Below are 23,778 nucleotides of genomic sequence, written 5' to 3'. Positions count from 1 at the left end.
TCGCTCCTGCCGAGGAGGGTGTAGCCGGCGACGGCCAGGTTGTCGGCGTTGCGGTAGCTGACGCCGGAGACGGCCTCGTCCGCCCACGCCTGCTCGTCGGTGACGCCCTGGTGGGAGACGCGCTGGCCGGCCGCGTAGGCGGCCGGGTCGGCCTGGGCGACGACGTTGCCGTCCGCGTCGCGCTCGACGGTGCCGTCGGCCCTGAGGGCGATGAGGTCGCCGTCGCCGGTGACGACGTAGCGCTCGACGTAGTAGGCCGTGTCGGTGTCGGCGCTCCAGACCGCGTAGAGGGTGATAGTATGCGTGGTGTTGTGCTCGGCCTTGCCCATCACGTAGGAGTCTCCCGGCGCGGTGAAGGTAACGCCAAGGTCGACGCTGGAAGTCCCATCGGCGACGGCTAGCGCGGAGGCATCCCTCGAGGCGAGACCCGTGGAGCTGCAGACCGAAGTCGGCTTCGTCCCAACCTCATAGCTGGGCTTAGTGCTCCATCCCATAAAGGTGTATCCGTCGCGTTTGATGTCAACGGGAAGCAGAATCGTCGTCTCGGAGCGGTAGGAGCCGTCATGGCTGGCACCGTCGTCGAAAGCTCCGAGGCCGGTGTCGAAGACGATGTTGTTAAAGCGACCGACGTAGTAGAGCGTCAGCATCATCTTAGACTCGGCCGAGATAGTGCCGTGGGACTTCGTGATCGCAGTGTAGCTCAGGTCGCCCTTGACGACAGTCTGGGGAGACGCCTGCCAGACGTAGGTGTAGCCGAGGACGTTGTCGTTCTTGCTCCACTCGTTCCTCGTGACATTCTCGACGGAGGCCTCGACGTTGGCGACCTCGTCAGTCGTGCCGTAGAGCGTCTCGGTGGCTTTCAGTGTCTTGACCTCGACGTCGCCGGTAACGTAGAAGTACTCGACGTCGAAGGCAGTGTCGTTGCGCGCGCTCCAGACCGCGTAGAGGGTGACCTCGGAAGCGGTGGGCATGGTGTAGCTCCCGCCCAGGACGACGAAGCTCATGCCATTGGCGGGGTCGTCAACAGGTTGTCCACTGATCGTGGTTGAGGCAGACTGGGAGGCGTAGCCAGTGGAGGTGTTCGCGCCGGAGTAGATGGACCAGCCGACGAGGTCGTAGCCGGCGCGCGTGATGTCAGCCGTGCCCGGGAGCTGGATAACCGTGCCGGTAGAGTACTGCGCATCGGGCTCGGTGATCTGCCAATGGGCGGTGCTCGGTCCAGCCACGAAGTCGAGGAAATTCAGGTTAGGAACGTAGACGAGCCTCAGGACGAGGGCATCGGCGATTCTGCCGTTGATGTTGCCATGCGCCACGGAGGTGTACTCGTCGCCATTGTGAATGTTGGTAGAGCCGGTGACGTTGGAGTTGTCCTGGAAGACGTACGGGGTCAGCTCGTCATCGTCGTAGTAGGCGTAACCCGCCTTATCAGTGTTGTCGTGGTTGACCCAGCTCTTGCTAATGTCGGGATCGTCCAGGGCGGCGTCAGCGTATGCCTCCTCGTCGGTAACGCCAACATGGTTGATCACCGTAGTCGTAGTGGTTCCGTCACCCTTGACGACAACGACCTCGACCGTATAGGCCGTGTCGGCGTTCGCCTCCCAGACCGCGTAGAGGGTGATGTTCGCGCTGGTAGGAACGACGTACGAGAGGGGCGTAACGTCACTGGCGGGAACGGGCGAGAAGACCTTGCCGCCGTCATAGCTGCGCGAAGCGTAGGCGCTGCCCGCAATGACCTGCGACATCGTTCGGCTCGCGAGACCCGTCGACTCGTTGGTCGTGATGCCGTCGAGGGCCTGCTCGGTGGTCCACCCCTTGAGCGTGTAGCCGGGCCTCGCATAGGTGCCCTCTCCCCCACCGGCAACCGTGCTGGAGGGGAGGACTATCGTCTCGTCGGTGAGAACCTCGACGATAGTGGTCTGGCCAAGGTTGGAATCAGAACCGCCCTCGAGGGTGATGATGTGGCTGTTGGGCTGGTAAATCAGGACGAGCACGGTCGAGCCGTCGCCGGAAATGGTCCCACGGGCCACCGTGGAGTGTCCGCCATAGCCGGCTGCCGCATAGGCATATCCGGCAATGGCGCGCCTGTCGTCGTTGCGGTAGCCCTCGGTCGCGTTGGCGTCCGCCCATGCCTGCTCGTCGGTGACGCCCTGATGAACGACGCGGTGGGCGGCGTCGCCGGAGCCCTCGGTGAGGTTCGTGGGGACCACGAGGCCCTGCGCGTCGCGGACGAGGTTGCCGTCCTTGTCGATCGCCACGAGCACGCCGTCGCCGGTGACGACGTAGCGCTCGACGTAATACGTGGTCGTGTCGTTGGCCCGCCAGACCGCGTATAGCTTCTGAGTGGTAGTGGGCATCACGTAGTCGGCACTGACGCCGGAAGTCACGGACGTCCAGTTCGCACCGCCCTGGTCGGGGGCATCGCCCGTAACGGTCGCGAGGCTGGCGGCTATGGTCTGGCTCGCGATGCCCGTCTTGTCCTTGCCCGAGGGGCTCGTGGACCAGCCGACGAGGGTATAGCCCGCGCGCTGGACATTGGTGGGAAGCTTGAAGGTGGACTCGACGTCGTGGTTCTCGACGCGCGCATTGGTGTTCGCGCCCGCGCCCGAAGTGAACGTGCCGAGGCCCGCATCGAACTCGAGCTCGATGGTGTCAGCCTTGTAGAAGATCGTGAAGCGAGTGGCGTCGTCGACGACCTCGTAGCCGAGGATGGTGAGAGTGACGTCGGTCGTCTTCGTGCCGGCGGTAGTCGATACCGAGGAGGCGTAGGAGTAACCGATGAAATTGTACGGGAAGTTGCCGGCCGCGGACTCTGAGCTGGAGAAGATCTTGCGCTGGTGGTCATTCTGCACGTCACCGGTGACGATAGTGTACTGGTCGTCCGTGATGCCCGTGAAGCTCTCGGTCAGCACCTCCTCCTTGATAACGCGGTTGCCGTCCACGCGATAGAGGTCGACGTAGAACGTGGTGTCAGTGTTGGCCCTCCAGACCGCATAGAGAGTGGTAGAGGTCGTCGGCATCGTGTACCTGACGCCACTGGCAATCCACTGGGCTCCGCCCGCAGCGGGGTCGTTGCCCGTCAGGGTGCTGATGCGCAGGTACTCGCTGCGCGATGTCGAGCCCTTGGCGGTGGCGCAAGCGGGGTCGGTGCTCCAGCCCATAAAGGTGTAGCCGTCGCGCTTGACGTCGACGGGAAGCGCGATGTTGGAGAGCTCGGTGGTGCGCTGCCAAACGAGCCCGTTAGTGCCGGCGGTGGAGCCGGCGGTGAAAACGCCAAGGCCCGCGTTAAAGGTAAGGTTGAGTGTGTCGGGCTTGTAGAACAGCGAGAAATGCGTGATGCCCTCGCCCGCCGCGTTCACGGCAAGCGTGAGGGTCGTGTCGGACTCCACGCTCGTCATGCCAACGTTGAAGGACGATCCGAAGGTGTAGCCGACGAACGCGACGTTGTAGCGCGTGTCGCCGCTAACGCCCGAGCGGATGTTTACGTCATGGGAGGCGGTGGAGTACGTAGTGGTGACGGTATAGTCGTCGTCCACGATGCCGGTAAACGTCTCGGCCCAGGCCTCCTTGATGTCACCGTCGCCCTCGACGCGGTAGTGGTCGACGTAGTAGCTGATGTCGTTGGCGCGCCAGACGGCGTAGAGCGTGATGGTGCCGCCCACCTCGGAGGCGTAGGCCATCTCGAAGTCAGTGCCGGGGAGCGTGAAGTGCTTTCCGCCAGAGGTCCAGTCGCCAGTCGCGTCAGAGGAAAGAGTGCCGGCGTTCGTACGATTGGTGCTGCCTGTGGTAGACGCCGCGCTGTCGTGCACCGACCAGCCGACGAAGGTGTAGCCGGGACGGTCGAGGGCTTCGCCGAGCGGAAGCTCGACGAGTTCCTGAGTCAGGTGGTTGGTGCCCGCATGCGGGTTGGTGCCCGAAACCCAGATTCCCTCGCCCTTCTCGAGCATGAGCTTGTAGGTGTTGGGCAGGTACCAAAGCGTGAACGAGGAGCTGCCGTCGGGGTCGATGTTCCCGTAGGCGGAAGTCGTGACCTCGTGTGAGCCGACCGAACCCGTCTGGCCCTGAGCGAGGTAGTGGTAGCCAGCGGGAACGACATTGAGGGTCGCACTCGTGATACCGCCTGCATAGCCGGCCACGGTCGCATCGAAGCGAAGCTCGGTATCAGAGAGGCCCGAGTAGACGTCAGTCGTGAGCACGACCTCGTCGCCGTTGCCCGTGAGCTTGCTGCGAATGATGGTGTAGTCGACCTCGATGGGCTTCCAGACCGCGTAGAGCGTGATGTCATGGGTCGGCATCTGGTAGGTCGAGCCCTGCGCGAAGAAGATCTGGTTGTAGCCCTGCTGGGTGTTGAGGACGCCGATCGCATCGATGAGCCGGAAGGCTGTCTCTCCCCTGGCCGAGCTGACCGTCACGTCGGAGCCATCGACCTCAACGGTCTGGCGCGTGGTCCAGCCGACGAGCTCGTAGCCGGTGCGACTGACGTCGCCCTTGCCCTTGAGTTCGAAGGTCTCGTCGGAGCGGTGCGTGCTATCGGTCATCGTAGAGACGCTGGCAAGGTCGCCAAGGTCGTAAGTGAGGGCGGAGACACGATCGGCGTACCAGTAGAGCCTGAGAATCAGTGAGCCGTCACCGTCGATGTTGCCAGAAGCGTCGGTGGTGCCGCTGCCCGGGGAGATGGTGTAGCTGGCACCGTTCAGCACGAAGGTATAGCCCTCGATGAGGATGTCGTCGTTGTAGACTTTCGCGTTCTGCTCGAAGGAAGTACCGTTGCGACCGTCTGCGTGGGCGATAGAGTCGGTGGTGCCTGTGCGCTCGGCCTGGTAGGCTGCGGCGCTGGTGGGGACGCCATCGTCGTCGCGCACGATGCTGCCGTCGACGTCGAGGGCGACGACCTGACCGTCTCCCGTGATGATGTAGCGCTCGACGTGGAAGACGGTGTTGGTGTGGGGTTTGTAGTACAGCACGAGTGTCGTCGCCTGGCCGTAGACGACCTCGACGTTGGCGTGCGTCGTGACGGTCTGGCTGACGCCGTGGTTGTCGACGTAGGTGTAGCTCTGGTTGTCGCCAACGAAGTCGTAACCGGCAGGGGTGGATTCCTTCTCCTGCGCATAGCGGCCGACACGCGTCTCAAGGTTGGTCTTGGCGATGAACGTCTCGAGCGTGCCGTCGCCACGCACCTTGATGTGCTGGACGTCGTAGGTCTGCGGGAGCGCATCCCAGACGGCCTTGAAGGTGACGGCACCGACGGGCATGGAATAGGCGTCGCCGGGCTTGTAGATGACGCTCATGTCGTTGCCGATCATCCAGCCCTTGAGGGCGTAGCCGGCGCGGTAGGCGGCAGATCCGTTGGTGGGCGTGCTTCCCGGATCGATCGCAGGGAATGTGATGGCCGTGGTTGCCTTGAACTGCCCAACGAAGCGCTTGCCGTCATCAGAGAGCGTGTAGCCCTCGAGCTCGGTAATGCGCCAGGTGCCGTTGTTGACGTCGAAGGTGAGGGCGAAGCTGCCAGGCACGTAGTAGAGCCTCAGCACCGTGGAACCGTCACCGAGAATCTCGTTGTTGGTCGAGGTGTCACCATGAATCACCTCGCCACCCTCGCCATCGGGCGTGGTGTAGTAGTACGTCGCGTTGTAGGCGTAGGCCGGGGTCCCGTTGACGATGTGGACGTTGTTGCGGTTGTCGATCGTGTAGTACTGGTGTGCGATCACGTCGTACCACTGGTCGGTGGCGCCCGTGACGGCGGAGGCGGAGGCAGGAACCGAGCCGGGCACGACAACCGTGGCATGCGCGCCGGTCTTGCCCTGGTAGACAACCTTGGCATCGTCCTCGCTCGCGGCATCGTCACCATTGGCGTCGACGGGCGTCAGGGTTCCGTCCGCGTCGACGCGATAGCGGACGACGCCGTAGTCGACGTCGACGGCCTCGTAGATGAACGGAAGCACAAGGCCACCGTCGGCGGCGACGATGCCGGAGGTCTTCGTCTGCTTGGGCAGGGCCGCGTTGACGCTCTGGTCGACGCCGGGCTCGAAGAAACGGTACCCGGCAAGGCCGAACTCGCTCTTGAGGGCGTCGGCACGGCCGGAGAGGTCGCCCGTCGACTCGTCAGCCGTGCCGTCGCCGTAGGCATGGCTTCCGACCTTAGACATGGTGCCGTCGCCGCTGATGGCGTAAACGTCGACGGTGTAGGTCGTGGCGTTAGTAGGGACCCAGACGGCGTAGAGGGTCATCGCCGTAACCGGCATCGTGTAGGCAGAGCCGGCAGAGAAGTACCTGCCCACGTAGCCCGCGCCCGCAAGCGTCGCGGCGAGGGCATCCGCGGCAGTGCCCGTGGCCTCGGCAACGACTGCGGAGTCAACGGTCCGCTCCGACGTCCAGCCGACAAGACGGTATCCGCTGCGCTTGACGGCGGAGGCCGCGGGAAGCGTGATGTTCTGCTCGGCACCGTAGTTCCTGCTGATAGCGTCGCCGTTGAGCTGCCCCTTGCTGCCGAGGTCGAACGTCAGGGGGATCTGGTCGGCCACGTAGACGAGGGTGAGGACGAGCGAGCCGTCCGCAAGAATCTCACCGGAGACCGTGGACTTGCTCAGATCGAAGCTGTAGCCGGTCAGAACGCTGAAGGGGTTGCCCTCACCATCGGTCTCGGAGCTGGTGTAGTTGAGGTGCGCGTAGGTAAGCTGGCGAGCGGAACTCGTGTCACCGGCGTTGCGGTTGACGATCGCGGTGGTACTGGTGAGGCCGCTCATGCTCACGACGTTGGTGGCATCACCCGCAGTGGCCGCACCGCCGTTGGAGTTGAAGGCATTGAGGGCGTAGCGGTTGCCGTTGCCGTCAATCTTGTAGAACTCGACGGTGTAGTCGGAGTAGTCGAGCTGGTAGAAGAGCACGAGGCGTGTCGAGCCGTCACCGGCGATGGTCGCGGACTGGACCATCGCGGAAGGCATGCCCGAAACAGGGGTTAGGCCAGGTGCAACGCTGTTCTCGGTGTCGAACTTGTAACCGAGTATGAACATGGGCGTGATAACGCCGGAGTTGGCGTTGTAAGTGACGTCGGTCGCGCTCGCGCTGGACGCGCCCGTCGCAACCGGAGTGCCGGTCGTACCCGCGAGCTGGGTCGTCTTGTGGAGAAGGACCTTGGTGCCGTCGGGGTTGACGATGTAGCTGTCGACGTAGAAGGTCGTGTCGAGGTTGGCTGCGTAGTAGACCATCAGCTTAAGCGGCGTCGCGCCACCGACCGTGCCCGTAAGGACGCTCTTGAAGCCGTTCGAGCTGTCACCGTAGGCATAGGCTCCGTCGGCCACGAGCGTATAGCCCTTGAACTTCTCGTCCGTGGAGGTGTTGCGCGGCGTCGCGCTGACGGAGACGTCGGTCATGTTCTCGAGATGGTCGACGTCGTAGGCAGACTCGAAGATGGTTGAGTAGCTTCCGTCGTTGTTCTTGACGACCCTCCAGTGCTCAACGGTGTAGGCGGTCTTCGTGTTGGGGGTCCAGACGGCGTAGAGCGCGCTGCCGCCGACGGGCACGAGGTACTGGAGGCCGGGCGCAAGGATGTCGGAGGCGATGTCGGTCGCGTACTGTGCGGCAGTCGCACCAGAGCGCACGGTGGCGGCGTCGGCCCTCGTCGTCCAGCCGACAAGGGTGTAGCCGGCACGCGAGGCCTGGCCGACGGCGAGGAGGGTTTCGGTCTTCTCGCTCTTGGTAGCTTCGACGCGCGGGTCGGATCCGCCGACGAGCCATGCGGTATTGGCATCGCCCGCGAGGACGTACGTGAGGGAAGTGTCATCGGCCTCGTAGAAGAGCGTGAGCGTGAGGGCGTCCTTGGCCGAGACGGGACCGGAGACGACGGAGTTGTGCGCACCGAAGGAGGCCTTGTAGGTGTAGCCGTCGAAGCGGGCGTCGTACTTCTCGGAACCGAGAACGTAGGGAACCGCAGCGGCGGTATCGTCGGTCGCGATGCCGCTGAGCGTCTCGGAGATGACCTCCTTTGCGGTGCCGTCACCGGTAATGCGGATGTGCTTGACCGTGTACTCGACGGTGGTCAGGGCCTGCCAGACGGCATACAGCGTCAGGTTGTTGCTCGGCATCTCGAAGTCGAGGCCGCCGACTGCGCTCGCAGAGAAGAACGTGATGCCCTCGGTCGCAAGGATGGCCTGGGCCTTGTCGATGTTGTCCTGTCCGGTGGACACGTTGGCGCGGGAGTCGGTCGACCAGCCAAGGAAGGTGTAGCCCAGGCGCTCGACGTAGGCGGTACCGGGCAGCGTGTCGAGCTTGCCCGCCTTGACCGTTTGGGTTCCGTAGTCGGTGCCCGTCCAGCGGGCGCCGCCAGAGGTGCCGACGACCAGCGTCAGGGTCTGGTCGAGCGCAGTGAAGTAGAGTTCGAGCGCATCGTGCTCGGCAAGCTGGTCGATGGAGAGCGTGCTCTTGTGGCCGGGGTACGCGAAGTCGGCATCGAACTGGTATCCGATGATGGAGAGGTCCTTGTCCGCCTGGGTCGCCGCGACGGTGGAGTCGACCTTGGCGCTACGCTCCTCGCGCTGGTACAGACGGATGCTCCTCTCGGCGGTTGAGTTGTCGGTGAACAGGAACCAGTCGACGTAGTAGGTAACGTTCTGGGCCTCGTAGTAGAGCTTGAGCGCAAGCGTGGAATGACCGTCGGCATCGACGGTGACGGGGGCGTTCGTGACCTCGTTGTAGGTTCCGGCCGTAGTGGAGGCAGACGTTGCCGCGACCGTGACGCTAGAGGTACGCTGGTAGTGCTCGTAAGTCTTGACCTGCTCGTCGGTCACGCTCGCGTTGATGTCAGTCTCGCCGTTGGTAACGGTGATGACGTCGGCGAGTACGAGCGTGTCGGCGCCGGTGTGCTTCCAGTACTCGATGGTGTAGCTGATGTCGTTGCGCGGGCTCCAGATGGCGTAGAGGGTCGTCGCGGTCGAGGGCATGGTGAACGAGCCGCCAGCCGCGTAGAAGCTGCCGTCGTCGAGGCCCTCGAGCACCTGCAGGAGGTCCTTGGCGAGCTGGCCCTTGACAGAGGGATCGGTGACGGTGACGTCGCCGCCATTGACGGTCACAGTGGCACGCGTGGTCCAGCCGGCGAGGGTGTAGCCGGAGCGACGAACGTTGGAGCCGCCGGGGAGCGTGACGACCTTGCCCGCAAGATAGCTCTTGGAGAGGTCGACGCCGGCGGGGTACCAGCCGCCCTGGGTCGTGTTGAGCGTCAGCGGAAGCTCGGTAGCGATGAAGAAGAGGTTGAACACCGTGGAGCCGTCGGCCTCGATGATGCCCTCGGCGATGGTGCGGACTTTGTCCTCCGCCTCGTTGTTGAGCGTGTACCAGACACCATGCTCGAGGAAGCGATAGCCCTCGGGAGCCGTCTTTCGGTTCCACCTGTTGTTGGCGGCCTCGTCAGAGTCAGCGTCGACGTAGCCGGTGCGATCGGCGATGCCCTGGTGGATGGTCTCGGTCTCGCCCAGCTGCGTCACCGAGCCGTCTCCAGAGATCGCCCAGCGGATGACCCGGAAGTCGATGTCGTTGCGCGGCTCGTAGTACAGGTCGAACACGGTGGTATTGGCGGTGTCGCCAGCCAGGTGTCCGTGGATGCGCTGTGTATAGACGCTCGTGAGGCTGGAGCCACCGAACGAGAAGACCGTGCCATCGGGCTTGACGACATAACCTGAGAGCGTCGGGGGAACGATGGTGTAGTCGGCCTCGGTCGTGGCACTCTGGGTCGCATCGCTGTGGTCGAGCACGACGACACCGTTCTTGAGCTTGTAGTAGTTGATGATGTAGGTCGACGTGGTCGGGCTCCACTGGGCAACGAGGGTCATCGGCGTGCGGTTGGTGACGAACTCGCCACCCGGGAGGATGACCCTCTCGACGCCGTCGTCGTCGGTGTACTTCCAGCCAGATAGCTCATAGCCAGGACGCGTGACGTCCGCCGCGACTGGCGCGTTCATGGTGTAACCCGAGTTGGGAGCCGTGGTGGGCGTCTGATCGGTTACCGTCCAGGACGCGATGGGGTCGCTCGCGTTAAGGTCGTATGTGAGCGCATTGCCCGTGGCACGATAGTAGAGAACAAGCTCGAGCGTGCCTCCTGCGGCGACGATGCCGTCAGAGGTGGTGGAGTACGTAACGCCGCCGATGGTGACCGAGAAGGACTGCACGTACTCGTAGCCGCGGGTGAGCACCGCATCGACGATAACCTCGTTGAAGCGGTAGTCGTTGGAGCCGTCGACGTGGCTCGATGCGCCGTAGGCAAGCGCCGTATCGTCGACGATGACGTGCGTGTTCGCGTACCCGGTGCGCGTGACACTCGCGACGTAGCTGCCGGAACCGTCATCGAAGATAGCGAAGTCCTCGATCGTGCCGGATCCGGTATAGCGCTTGAAGTAGATGGTATAGGTCGTGTCAGGCTTGGCGTTGAAGAAGAGCGAGATGCGCGAGAGGCCGTCCGCGCCAACCGTCACATGGTCGATCGTGTCGTGCGCACGACTGGCGTCGACTTCGTCGTCGTGATAGGTGGCATTGTAGCCGTAGCCGGGATAGGTCTTGTCGTCCGCGGTCGCATAGACGACCGTGTCGGTGTAGGCTTGGCGACTCTCGAGCTGCTGGAGCAGCGTGACCTGCCCGTCCTCGCGAACGCCGTACTGGTAGATCGAGTACGTGGTCATAAGCGGCTTCCACACCGCGTAAAGCGTCGTGTCAGCCTTGGGCATCGTGTAGGAGCTACCGGCGGAGAAGTACGTGCCGCCATCCTTGATCAGGTCGAAGAGGTCGAGCGCCTTCTGGCCCATAGCCGTGTTGACGGTGACGGACTCGCCGCTGACGGTGACGGTCTGCCGTGTGGTCCAGCCGACGAGCTCGTAGCCCGAACGAGTGACATTGGTCGTGTTGACGGGTAGAGCGGAGATAGTCTTGCCGAACTGGGTCGCCGGGGCCGAGTCGGCCGAGCCAACCCAACTGCCCGCACCGGTGCTATAGGTGAGGGTGTAGGTGTTGGGTTTGAAGTAGATGTAGAACTTCGAGCTGCCGTCGCCTGCAATGGCGCCAGAGGCGGTGCTGCGGAAGGTCCTGCCGTTGACCGTGAAGCTGACCTTGTCACCCGGATAGCTATACCCATCAGGAGCGACCGCAAGCACGTGGCAGTAGGAGCCCTGAGGGGCCACTTCCGAGGCGTCTGCGTCCGCCTTGACGATACCGCCCGCGTACCCGGTGAACGCGTGAGCGGCGTCGACGATAGTGGCGTTGCCGTTGCCATCGACCGTGTAGACCTCGACGGTGTAGCCAACGGTGGCGGGCCTGAAGATGAAGACGAGTTTAAGGCTGCCGTCGCCGGCGATGGTGCCGGAGGTGAGGCCGGCGTAGTCGTCGCCCTGGAATGTGATCGTACCGGTGGCGTCAAGCTGGTAGCCAGCCGGGGCGCTCACCGACGGCGCAGCCGTGCTGTCGGTGCGTCCGTAGGCCGTGGTGGAAGAGATCTTCTCGACCGTTCCGTCTCCGTTTTGCTTGAACTGGATGATGGTGTAGGGGGTGTTCTCGTTCGCCCTCCAGACTGCATAGAGCGTCGAGTCCTTGGCCGCAGGCGTGACGAAGGTCGCACCAGGGGCGTAGTCGACAGTGCTGAGATCGGAGTTCACGCTCCAACCCTGGAAGGTATAGCCGGGATAAGTGACATCGGCCACGCCGGGCAGGGAGATGCGACTCTCGGTGCGGTAGGAGCTGCGTGCGTAGTGCGAGTGGCCGGAGACCCACGCCGCGGGCGAGGTAACCACGAGGTTGAGAACGTTTCCGCTGTCGGCCTCATAGTAGAGGTCGAGAACGAGGGTGCCGTTGCCGAGTGCGTTGACGCTGACGACACCCGAGGTGACGGACGGATAGTACTCGTTGGTCCCCGGCGCCCTGAACGTGTAGCCCACAACCGCAATGGGGGTGGCGTTTACCGTCTTGCCCACATAGTCCTCGAATGTGTCGGACTCTGCGGCCTTGACATAGTGGCTGGTGGGATCACTGTCATGCCACTGACCCGTAACCTTCCAGTAGTTGACGGTGTAGGTCGCCTTGACAGCCCTGAAGACGTGGGTGAGCACAAGGCTACCGTCGCCGCAGATCGTTCCAGAGAGCACGGAGGAGACGGTCTTCGAGGTACCCAGGTAGGTGCCGGTAACGCCAACGCCCTCCCCCACCAGCTCATAGCCAGCAGGCGTGCTGACGGCAGGCGTGGCAGTCGAGTCGGTTGTGCCGCTGCCCTGCTGGTCATCGAGGCGAGTGAGGTTGCCGTCGCCGTCAAGGGCCCAACGCTCGACCACATAGGGCGTGCTCGTGTTGGCGGTGTAGAACAGTAGTAGGACAAGGCTGCCATCGGCCTCGACGCGGCCTTCGGTCTTGGCGCCGGTATAGCCGGCTGCATAGGTATAGCCGTCCCAGCCGCTCGTGGTGGCGGTGTCGATGGGCGTAGCATATGCGACGGAGCCCGTCGCGCCGACGAGAGACTCGCTGGCGACCAGAGTCGTGGAGCCATCGCCATGGACCTTGTAGTGCTTGACGGTGTAGCCGACGTTGTCAGCCTCAAAGAGCGCGCGGTAGGTAGCGCTCACATAGATGCCGCTTACGGGATCCTTGGCAGGAACGAGGAACGCGGGGGCCGCGGGACCGTCGATCGTGCCGTCTACCGTGGCGCGATAGCCTGTGGTGACGTTGAGCCAGCCGACGAAGCGGTAGCCCTCGCCAGCGGTAGCCGTAGAGCCTAGCGGAGTTCCGGATACGGGACGGACGCTTTCGCTGGGACGGGAGACGCTTCCGCCCTCGCCAGCCTCGTACGTGAACGTCGCGAAGCCTGGTGCCTCGCCGAAGATGGCGGTGAACACGTAGGTGGCCTCGCTCGACCAGCCGCCGTCGGGCTTCGCGGGGACAAACGTGACGGCCGTGCTGACGTTCCTGCCGGAGGCGTCCTGCCAGTGGTCGAGACGATAGCCGGCGCCCGCAGTGACGGTGGTGCCGGATGCCGCCTGGTCGGCGGAGACGAGCTCGCCGTTCGTGCTTAGGCTGCCGTGGCCATCCGTCTTGTAAACAATGGATATGCCAGGGGCGGGATCGATGACGTAGTAGAGCGACAGGGCCATCTTCCCGTCGGCAGCGACGACGCCGGACGTGGTGGAGAGGTCAGAGCGATAGGTGTAACCGCCGATCGAGACCAGGACGGTATCGCCGGCGACGACCGAGACGGTCTCACCGGTCGTTCCGTAGCGGATAACAGGAGCGGGGTCAGTAGCGACCGAGAAGCTGCCGTCGGCATTCTGGAGAAGGTAACGCACGGCGTAGGCAACGTTGCCCGCCGCCTCGACACGCAGCGTGTAGGTGAGAGACTCGTACAGCCCCGTCTCGGAGTTGCGAGATGGAGTAAAGGCCGCATTTTCGCTCACGAGCTGGTCGCCCAGATACCAGCCGACGACTCGGTATCCCGCGGCCGCATAGCCGGTAGCGCCAGAGGGAACGCCGCTGACGGGACGGACGGACTCGGAGGGGATGCTCGTCCAGGAGGTGGTGCCGCTCTCGACGGCGTAGGTGATGACGACGGGCGCGTCCTCCTCGAACAGCGCGTAGTACGTCATGGGCTCGAAGCGACCACTCGACCCACGAGACGGCACGAAGGTTGCCGAGCTCGACGCGGTGGAGCCGTCGGAGTAGACCCAGCGCACAAAGTGATAGCCGTCAAATGCCCGAGCGGTGACGGCATACGGGCTTACGGCGATGATGCTGCCCGAGGCGTCGACAACGTCGCCGGAAACCGAGCTGAGGAGCTCAGCAACGGAGGCGACACTACGGTCGGGGAACGAGAGGCCGGTATAGGCGTTGCGCGGGTCATGGACGGTCGTGGTGGTAATCGCAAGCCCTACGCCCTCGGCCTCGATGGTTCCGTAGGTCGCGCCGCCGTTCTTCTGGACCTCGAAGCCCAGGGCGATGATGTCCTGCTTCCAATGCGCGAACAGCGGTGTGAGGACGGTCGGCATCGGAATGGTCGCGCCCGCGCCGTAAAGCACTTCTCCGTCAGCCGAAAGCGACCAGCCGTCAAGCAGGTAGCCTCTGCGCGTGACCTCGGTGTCGTCAGGCAGGGTGACGTTGGTCTTGGGAGTTGCGACGATGGTCGCGTAGACGCCCTCGGAGAAGGAGCCACCGTTCGCGTCGAGGGTTATGGTCTGGCTACTGGGAATCCAAAGCGCGACGAGGTTGAGACCGCCGTCGGGAACGACGAGGGAGGCAAGGTCCTCCATGGAGTAGGCGTTGCCGTCGGAGGAGCGCCAGCCATCGAACATCCAGCCCTCGTCGGCTGTCGGCTCGCCCTGGAAGACGGGTGCAAGCGTTCCGGGGACGGCCTCGGGGTAATTCTGCGTCGCGAAGGCGCCATGCTCGCCGGGCTGGTAGGAGACCCTGACCAGACGCTGCCAGATGGCGGAAGCCTCGGTGTCGCCAAGGGCGACGATGTCATCGAGGGAGTCGACGGTGCGTGTGGTGACGGTGCCGTCGTCGGAGGTCATGATGACCTTCCACCCCTTGAGAACCCAACCGGTATCGGAGGTGACGTTCAGAATCGCGTCACTGTGCGTGCCGTACACGATGTCGGCGACGAATATCTCCTGCGAGACGGCACCGGTTATTCTGCTGTCGACGGCAAAGCCCGTACCGGCAGTGAGGGTTCCGTGAGGCTCGGTGCCGGCGTCGACGATCAGGTCGTAGGTCTTTGCCGACCAGACGCCGAAGAGCCCGAGCGTCTGTCCGTCAGAGAGAGTGACCTCGTCCATGTCCGAGTAGACCTTGGCACCGTTGACGCTGGTCGCCCATCCCTGGAACTCGTAGCCGTTCGCACGGAAGCCACACTTGGCAAGAGGCGTCGCAATGCCGGCAACGACTCCCTGGCTGGCCATGGCGCCGACGGAGGCGGAGTTGGCGGGAACGTTGGCATTGTAGACTACGTGGGCATTCGGAACGATCCAGTAGGCGACGAAGCTGACGTCGTCGTTGACGACGAGGTCCTCCACTGCGGAGAGATCCGCCTGGCGATAGAGGGTCTCTCCAGAATCGAGGGAACCGTTGCCATTGGCGTCGACGAACCATCCGCCGAAGGAGTAGCTGGCGTCATCGCTCTCGGGCGTCACGCCATTGGTACCGACGAACGCAGGTACCTTGGCGCCGGGGGCGACGTGCGAGAAGAGCGTGTTCCCCTCCTGCGAGCTAAACGTCCCGTGGTCGCCGGGGAGATAGCTGAGGGTGTATCCGTCGGCCCACTGCGCGAGGAAGACCGTGGGTCCGATGATCGTGTAGTCCGCGACGGCGTCGGCCGCGATTGTCGTGTGCTTCTCCTCGCCCTGGCTGTAATAGGTGACGGCCCAGCCCGAGAGGAAGCTTCCTTCGGCCGGAGTGACGACCACGCGGTCGAAGGCGGGCTTCGATCCATACCAGATTGCCTGGCTGTCCTCACCCGAGATGGTTCCCTTCGTGACGTCGGAGCTGGCAAAGGTGACGCTCACGCGCTCTGCCGCCCACTGTGCGAAGAAGTCGACGGTGGCACCGTCGCGGTACGTGAGGTTGCTGACATAGCCCTGTGACGACGTGAAGGTGAAGGTCTCGTCCGAGGCACCGACGACCTCCCAGCCCGTCCAGACATTGCCCTCGCGCAGGAAACGGTTAGCGATGGAGACCTGCTCGCCATACCTGACCGTAACGCTCGTCGGCAGACCCGCCGACGAATCGAGGTAGGCGTCGATGACGTTGCCGTGGAAGACGACGGTGTAGGAGATGGGTGTCCAGTGAGCGTAGAGCACGATGTCCGAGTTGCCCATGGTGATGCTGTCACCGAAGGAGTACTGGGCGGTCGCGTCGTCGCGGTGCGTGGCGTCGTTCCAGCCGTCGAAGGTGTAGCCGCGACGCCAGAAGTCCACGGTATCGCCGGCCGTCGCGACCGCGAAGGTCTCGCCGACGGCATGAAGGGCGCCAGAAGGCGGCGTGTTGATGCTGCCGCGCTCGCTGTTGTTGGGATCGTACGTGATGAAGTGACCGACGATCGACCACTGAGCATAGAGCGTGACCGTCGCGCCGTCGGTCGTCGTCAGGTTGTCGAACTGACCGCCGTCGGTGAAGGAACGGCCAGATCCGTCGCGCTTGGTGTTCCAGCCCGCAAACGTGTACCCGTCGCGCGAGAAGGACGTCGCGACGATGGGAAGGGCATCTGGTGTGTCGAAGAGCGCGGGAATGGCGACGATGCCCGTGCCGGTTCCGCCGTTGCCGTCAAAGGCGACCTCGTAGGCTATGGGAACGAAGCGAGCATACCAAGTAGTACCGGGGAACCAGACCTCGTCCACGGTCTTGGTGGGAGCGAAGGAGAGGCTGCGGGAGACCCAGGCGCCCTTGGAGGTGTACCAGCCGTCGAGCTTGTAGCCCTGCGCGGGCGTCGCCACCGAGCCGGTGGGCGAGCCGTCGCCCGCCCTCACGGTCTCCGCATCGGGGGCAACGCTGCCCAAGCCGGACTCGACCGCGTAGTGCAGCGTTGCGTACTCGGGCGTGAACCACGCGTACAGGGTAAACCCGCTGGTAGTGTCATCGATTCCCTTGAGCGTCGCAATCTGGGCAAAGCTCATGCCCTCGCTGACGCGGCCTTCGTCGAGGTCCTCGGTGTTATGAGTGGGGCTGTGGTACCAGCCGATGAAGAGGTAGCCGACGCGCGAGGGGGCCGCGGGAACGATGTCGGTGGAGTCCCAACCGACGTCGGTCCTGGTGGGAATGTACGAGCCGTCCTGGGTGTCATAGTTGACCGTGTAGAGTTTCTGGGTCCAGCGTGCGAAGAGCGTCGTGTTCACATCCATGGCCACGGCGCTGACGCCAGGTGCAAAGGCCACGGGTCCATTGGCCGAGAGGGACCAACCGTCCAAGCGCCACCCGGCACGACGGACGTCAGAGGTGCCGGGCAGCGTCACGCTCTCCCCTGCCGCGGCGGTCACCGAGCTCGGTGCTTCCGAGGAAACCCAGGCTCCACCATTAAGATTGTACGAGATGACGGTGTCGCGCGCCCACAGAGCGGTGAAGACGAGGCTCTGACCCTCGAAGTTCACGGGCTGGATGGCGTTGGCCGCATAGGTGACGCCATCGGAGCCGAGCCATCCAGCGAACGTCCACGTGACGCCGTCCTCGGCCGTCTTGCCAAGTGGCAGGCCTTCGGCAGTCGCGGGACTCGCGAAAGCCGGAACCAGATCGCCGTCATTGTAACCGTCGAAGAAGGTTCCCGAAGAGCCGAGGTCCCAGCTGCCGTGCTCTCCGGGGAGGTAACTGACGGAAAGGACCTGTGCCCAGAGAGCCGTAAAGACGGTGCTGCCCTCGATGGCCACTTGGGTCGGGTTGAGCGTCTGCCCGTTCTTGACGGTGCCGTCGTCGAGGGTCATCTGCCAGTTCCAGGCACGAATCTCGTATCCGGAGGCCGCCGTAGTCTTCACACCCTCCATGGCATCTGCAGATCCATAGGTGACGTAGCGGGTGGAAGCAGTTACGGTTCCCTTGGTGCCGTCCTCGGTTCCATAGGTAACGGAGTAGAGGCGGGCTGACCAGACGGCGTAGAGCATCACGTCTCCGCCGGCGCGCGAGGAGAGGTTCTTCACGTACGCCTCGTCGGCATACGTGGCGTCGCCCGACGCGCTGGTAGACCAGCCGATGAAGTCATACCCGTTGCGTTCGAAGAGGTTTTTAGAGAGAGCGCGCTCCACGTCGTAGGTGAACGTCTGGCGCGCCATCGAACCCGTGGCGTCGGGAGTCCCCGCAGAGTAGGAAACGGAGTAGGTGATGGGACTCCAGTGCGCGAATAGTGTCGTCGGGCTGGTGGGCATGGCATACGTCGAGCTCGGGAGGTAAACGACGTCACCACGGGAGGTCGTGGAGAAGCCGTCGAGCACATAGCCGGCACGCTCGAAGCTGCCGCCCGAAGGCAGGTGCATGGAGTCGCCGCTCTTGAGGCTGTAGCTGCGCGTGGTCGTGGCAGAGGAGGGCAGGTGGCCACCGTTGCCGTCAATGGTGAGAGCGAGCGTCGCCGCCGTCCACTGGGCGTAAAGCGTAACGTCAGCGCCCTGGGCGTCAGACAGATTCTTGACCGAGGCGCCGTCGGCCACGTACGTACCGGATCCGTCGGGCGCAGTCGTCCAACCAGCAAACGTGTAGCCGGTGCGCGCGAAGCCGCCCTGGCTCGCCAGAGGAATGTCCTGGGCGATTCCGTAGGTGAAGTGGATTGGATTGAGCGAGCCAGTGCCGCCGTTGGCGTCAAAGTAAAGCGTGAAGTCGTGCGCCGTAAACACTGCGAAGTACTCGGTGGGATTGCCCCAGATGGCGTAGGACCCGACCGAGGGATCGTACGGGTCCTTGGTGGGCACATACGCAGCGGACGTGGAGACTACGTTGCCGTCGGCGTCAATCCAGTGGACGAACGTGAACCCCGGACGCGCATAGGCGGCAGAGCCCGTGGCAGTGCCAGTGACGGCCGAGAGGACCTGGCTCTTGTGGTTGACGTAGCCACCGTCGGTCGGCGTACGAACGCCCGTCGTAGCGTCGACCGTAACGACAGAGTAGACGATCTTGCCGCTCATCTCCTCCCAGCGCGCGTACAGCGTTCCAGCGGAGCCGTTGGCAGAGGAGGTTGCGATGGCTGAGAAGGGCGTGTTGGCATCGGCCCGAGCCGCGTCAGCCGCCGTGGAAACAAACCAGCCGCGGAAGACGTAGCCCGTCTTGGTCGGGTCGGCGACGCCGGCGAGAAGGTTGCGGTCGTTCCATCCGATGCCGTTCTTGCTGGCCTGGGTCGACCCACCACCGGTATCGAAGGCCAAGACATAGGAGCAGGCCTCCCAAATCGCGTATAGCGTCGTGTTCTGAGAGAACATCGGGATGGACGCGCCGTCCGCGTACTCGACGGGACCATTGGAGCTCGTCGACCAGCCGGCTAGATCGTAGCCGCCCCTAGCGACGTCAGAGGAGCCAGGAAGCACGACGTTTGCGCCCGTTGCAGCGCGCACGGCAGAAAGCGATCCGGGGCCCGCAGACGTCCCGCCGTTCGCGTCGAAACTCAGGACCTGGACATCAGCCTCGAACAGGGCGACAAAGACGAGGTCGGAGGTGACGGTGGAAGGAAGCGAGTCGCCACTGAGAGTGGAGTAGCTCTGCCCCGCGCCCCGCCAGGACCAGCCAACGAAGGTGAAGCCGGCCTGGGCCTTGGGGTTGTTGTAGTTGCGGGGGTTGGTAGAGACCGTGTCCTTCTCGCCCGCGAATGCGGGAAGTACGGACCCGTTCGCAAGGTCAGTCCAGTATGTGAGTCCGGACTCGTCCGCAAAGGCGCCATGGTCGCCACGGTCATAGCGGACCAAGAACACGTCGTCGTCGATGAAGGTCGCGATAAACGTGACGGAACCGGTGACGGTAAGGTCAGACGGGCTGCCGACGAGGCCCGAGACGGCCTGAGACGTGCCGGCGGGCACCATGCTGTAGGCCCAGTACACGAGCTTCTTGCCCGACTCAGGAACCGCCGCGGGAATCTGGGGGCCGGAGAGTCGTGTGCCCCAGTCGATGTTGACGATCGTCGCACCCGTCAGCGCGCCGCCGACCCCAGCCTCGAAGGTCACGGACTGGGGAGCAGCGATCCACTGCGCGTAGAGTATCACGGTCTGCCCGTTGGACGCGAGCGCGCTCACGACCTGGGCGTTGGAGTAACTGTCACCCGTCCCGTCCGCCTTCGTGTTCCACCCGGCGAACTCGTGTCCCGCAAGGCTATAGGCGTTGGCGGTGATTGCCTTGGCGACGCCGTACACCATGGGCTCGTCGGGCATGCTGCCCGTCGCGCCGGAAGCGCCCGGCCTGAACGAGATGGTGTAGTCGAGGGCATTCCAGCAGGCATAGAGCGTTACCGTCGCCCCCTGCGTGGACGACAGATCAGCGGTGAGCAGCTCGACGTCGGCGAATGAGGCGCCGGAGCCGTCGCCCTCAGTATTCCAGCCCGCGAACGCATGTCCGTCGCGCTTCAAGGCCGCGGCTGAAGGCAGTTGGACGTTCGTCCCGTAGGTCTTCTGGATGGAGGCGACGGACCCCTCGGTCGCGCCGTTGCCGTCAAAGGCAATGGCGTAGGTGATTGGGGCAAAAACCGCGATGTAAGACATGGTCGCAGGCCACTGGGTGCCGGACTTGGAGATGGTGAAGCTGGCGGTCGTGGAGACGGTGGCCCCGGTCGCGGCGTCAATCCACTTGACGAAGATGCGACCATCGGACGGACGTGCGACGGCCGTGATGGCCTGGCCGGTGACGCGGCCGATGGTCTCGGGACGCCAGGTGGCACCCATGTTAACGCCGCCGGCGTTCTCGATAGTTCCACCGTCACGCGTGGAGAAGACAACGCTCGACTGGAGCTCGTTCCAGTGGGCAAACAGCACGATTATCTGGTTGCTGGTATTGAAGTCATTGACCAGCTGACCCGAGCTGTAGTGCGTACTGTTGGAGGCGTCGTCAGTGCTCATGCTCCAGTACGAGAAGGAATAGCCGTCACGGTGGATGCCGTCGGACGTTCCGCCGTCGGCGATCTGGTAGTAGACTCCATAGGTCGCGTTGTCCTGCGGAATAGAACCGGTGCCTCCGTTGGCCTGGTACTGGATGATGTAGGTCATCAGGCCGAAGTGCGCCGTGAACGTAACGGAATGGAAGGAACCGTCATGGTAGGCGATACGGTAGACGACGTCGGGTGTGATGGAGTTGGTGCCCGTGATGACCTCGTCGTTGTAGTTGTTGGTCCAGCTGACGACGCGATAGCCGTACGAGGGCGAGGCGACGCCGCCTACGCCGGAGGCAACAGGCGAGCTTGAGAGGATCTCCTCGGTCGCGCGCTTTCCAGAATCGAAGACGTTTGTCGAGCTGACCGTGCCGTTTCCGTCGGCGAGGTAAGTGATCGTAACGTTGCCGGCCTCCCAGACCGCGTAGACGGTGACCGGCAGACTGTTGTCATCGGGGCTCTCGAAATCGTAGAAGTGCGTCTCGTTGGTGAGTTGGACGGGGTCGTCCTCGCTCTCGACGTCGAAGAACCAGCCCACGAAGCTATAGCCCTCGCGCGTCGGCACGACGGACGGAACGAGGTTGACGGAGTCCCAGTAGACGTCGGTGCGGCTGTCGATCGCGGGGATGCCACCCCTGACGTCGTAGTTGACGGTGAAGTTGCCGTGGGGCGCCCAGATGGCGTAAAGCGTCTGCGCGTAGGTATAGCGGTCCACGCCCGCAGTCGTGTCGTAGGTGTACCAGGTTGCAGTGACGCCGTTCACGGTTACCGTGCCATTCTTGACGACCTGGTCGCTCTCAAGCCACGGCATGCGGAAGGTGTCGCCGTTGAGGTAGCGCGTGCCCGTTCCGTCGGCGGTGGTGCACCACCCAATGATGTCGTAGCCCTCAGCCGAGACCACGCCGTTGTAGTCGGGAAGCTCGATGTCCGTGCCGGCGTCCTTGTTAATCTGCGTGAACCCGATGATTCCCTGGTTGAACTGGGCGTTTGAGTTGTTCTTGTCGAACGAGAGCGTCGTCTGGTCGACGGGTGCCCACATGGCGTAGAGGTTGGTGACCTCGCCGAACTCGGCGTCGGTGGGGACGATGGTGGAGCCAGGCGCGAAGGTGGGGTACTCGCGGCCAGATCCGTCAGGCTGCGTATTCCACCAGAGGAGGCGCCAGCCCTTTCGCTCGTATCCCGTCCACTGGGAGCCGCTGAGGTTGGGGTCCTCGAAGGTATAGCTGTAGTTGAAGGGCGCGAAAACGTCGGGCATCTGCAGCGGGCCACCGGTCTCGTGGCCAGCCGCAGAGCGGTTGAACTTGAAGATAGTGCCGGGATACCAATGCCAGGTGACGGCATTGCCCTTGTTATTCTCGACGTCATAGATGTCGAGGAGCTCGGAGTTGGTCTTATAGGAGCCAACCTTCAGGTCAGGACCATTGGAGCCCCTCAGCCAATCAACGCGCCAGCGCGCGGCCTGGTTGTCTGCGTGATAGAGGCCGGAGTTGGTCAGGATCGAGCCGTTGTCGAGAGACAGCTCGACGAGCGAGGTGGTGCCGGTGAACGCATTGGTCCGCGGCGAGGACAGCGCCATGTTCCAGCCTGTAAGGCGGACGGTCGTGAGGGCAGAGTCGCCCTTGAAGAGGTTGGCGAAGGACGTCGTGGTGCTTCCCACCCGCATGTTCGTGCCATCGAACTCGATGAGCCCATCGTAGAAGCCGTTTGTGTTATTGAACCAATCGGAGAGGTCCGTCGGGTTGATGAGATGGCCGGACTGCGCGTCGCCCTCGATGTACTTGACGGCGCCAGAGTTGAGAACGACCCTCCAGGGCATCGAAGTGCCGTGGTCGGCGACGATGACGGAGCCCGTGGTGGAGCTGCCGGGATTGTCGACGCCAAAGGTGAGCGTGCGAGAGAGCTGGTCGTAGCGCCACCAGGCAGCGTCATTGGACGGGAAGCGGCCACCGATGTCGTCGGTCTGCCAGACGTAGGTCTGGACGCCGAGCGTGCTGCCGATGCCGGCGAGCGAGGAGGGATACCTGCGCTCAAGGTCAGCGCTTGTACCGAGCCAGTTGTTCTCGGAGCCCTGGTTCTTCCAGGAGTGCATGAGAGTCGTGCGGTAGTTGAGCTGACCGGCGACGCGCTTGGTGACCGTCCAACTCGTACCCGCGAGACTGACCTGGTCATCAAGCGTGAGCTCATTGAGCGAGTCGAGGCCGTAGAGCATGTCGCCGTAGGAGGCGGGCATCTTCCAGCCGGTGAGGTTGACGCTCTGGAGCTTCTTGAGGTTGCGGAACATGTTGCTGACGTTCGTGGCAGAGCTCATGTCGAGGCCGGAGCCGTCGTAGTCCAGGACGTTGGAGAAGACCTGCTTACGAGCATAGGTCGTATAAAGGCTGTAGTTGGAGAGCGAGTTGCCGTCGGCGCCGGTGACGAAGTAGTTCCAGCGGTAGTCTTCCATGTAGGAACCGCCGTTGTGGCCGATGCCGTACGCTCCGGCGAACCACATGCTCATGTCACCGGGCTTGGCGCCGCCAGAGGTCCTAATATGCTCCACGGAGCCAGGTTGGAGGATGTCGAACCAGGGAGCGTTGCTCCACCACAGGGCAAGGTCGCCGGAGTACATATCGTAGGCACCGCGGCCGTCGCTCCAGCCGACCGCCGAGCTGGAGTCGCTTCCGGTCGTGAAGTTAGGAAGCGACTTGTTCGTGCCGGGTCCAGCACCATACCAGAACGTCTTCGTCTGGCTGTCGTAGGCCCAGAACGCATTGTCGTTCGGGCTGAACGAGCGACCGACGCCGGGCGTCCAGACCAGCGTTACGGCACCAGCGGGGTGCTGGTTGTGGGTAAGGTCGGTACCGTAGCGCACGTTGGCCAGGTGCGTCGAAGTGTCAAACCAGGTGTCGGTCCCTTCTCCCGTGCGCCACGTGCCATTGTCCTGCCCGCGCGCGACCATGCTGGCGGCAAAGCCGGAGCCGTAAAGAATGACGTTGGGACCGACGCTGACGGTCGAGGGGCTCGTGCCGGCAAACATGTTGGTTAGGTCGGCGGCAACCTCCACAGCCGGCTCCTCGGAAGTGCTGCGAGCCAGGTTGTTTCGCATGTCCCACGCGTCAATCTCGATGGTGGAAAGCGCGGTGCAGCTCGAGAAGAGCGACGCGAAGGAGGTCGAACGCGAGACGTCGAGATTGTTGCCCAGGAACTCCAGAAGCGCGGTATGGCCCTCGAACCAGCTCTGCATGGAGCGTGGC

General features: G+C 63.6%; 1 protein-coding gene (only partly in view). It reads right to left on the bottom strand.

Translation table 11 applies throughout. The features are described from left to right. On the bottom strand, positions 1–23,778 hold part of the coding region annotated (locus BMY31_RS08620; RefSeq protein ID WP_180371400.1) for a BspA family leucine-rich repeat surface protein (this coding region is incomplete at its 3' end). The annotated region continues 15,647 nt past the right edge of the window; 23,778 of 39,425 annotated nt are visible.

This window comes from Parafannyhessea umbonata, assembly GCF_900111255.1.
Lineage (GTDB): Bacteria > Actinomycetota > Coriobacteriia > Coriobacteriales > Atopobiaceae > Olsenella_J > Olsenella_J umbonata_A.
Note: the sequence above shows the minus strand (reverse complement) of the source record. Positions and strands in the feature narration are given on the sequence as shown.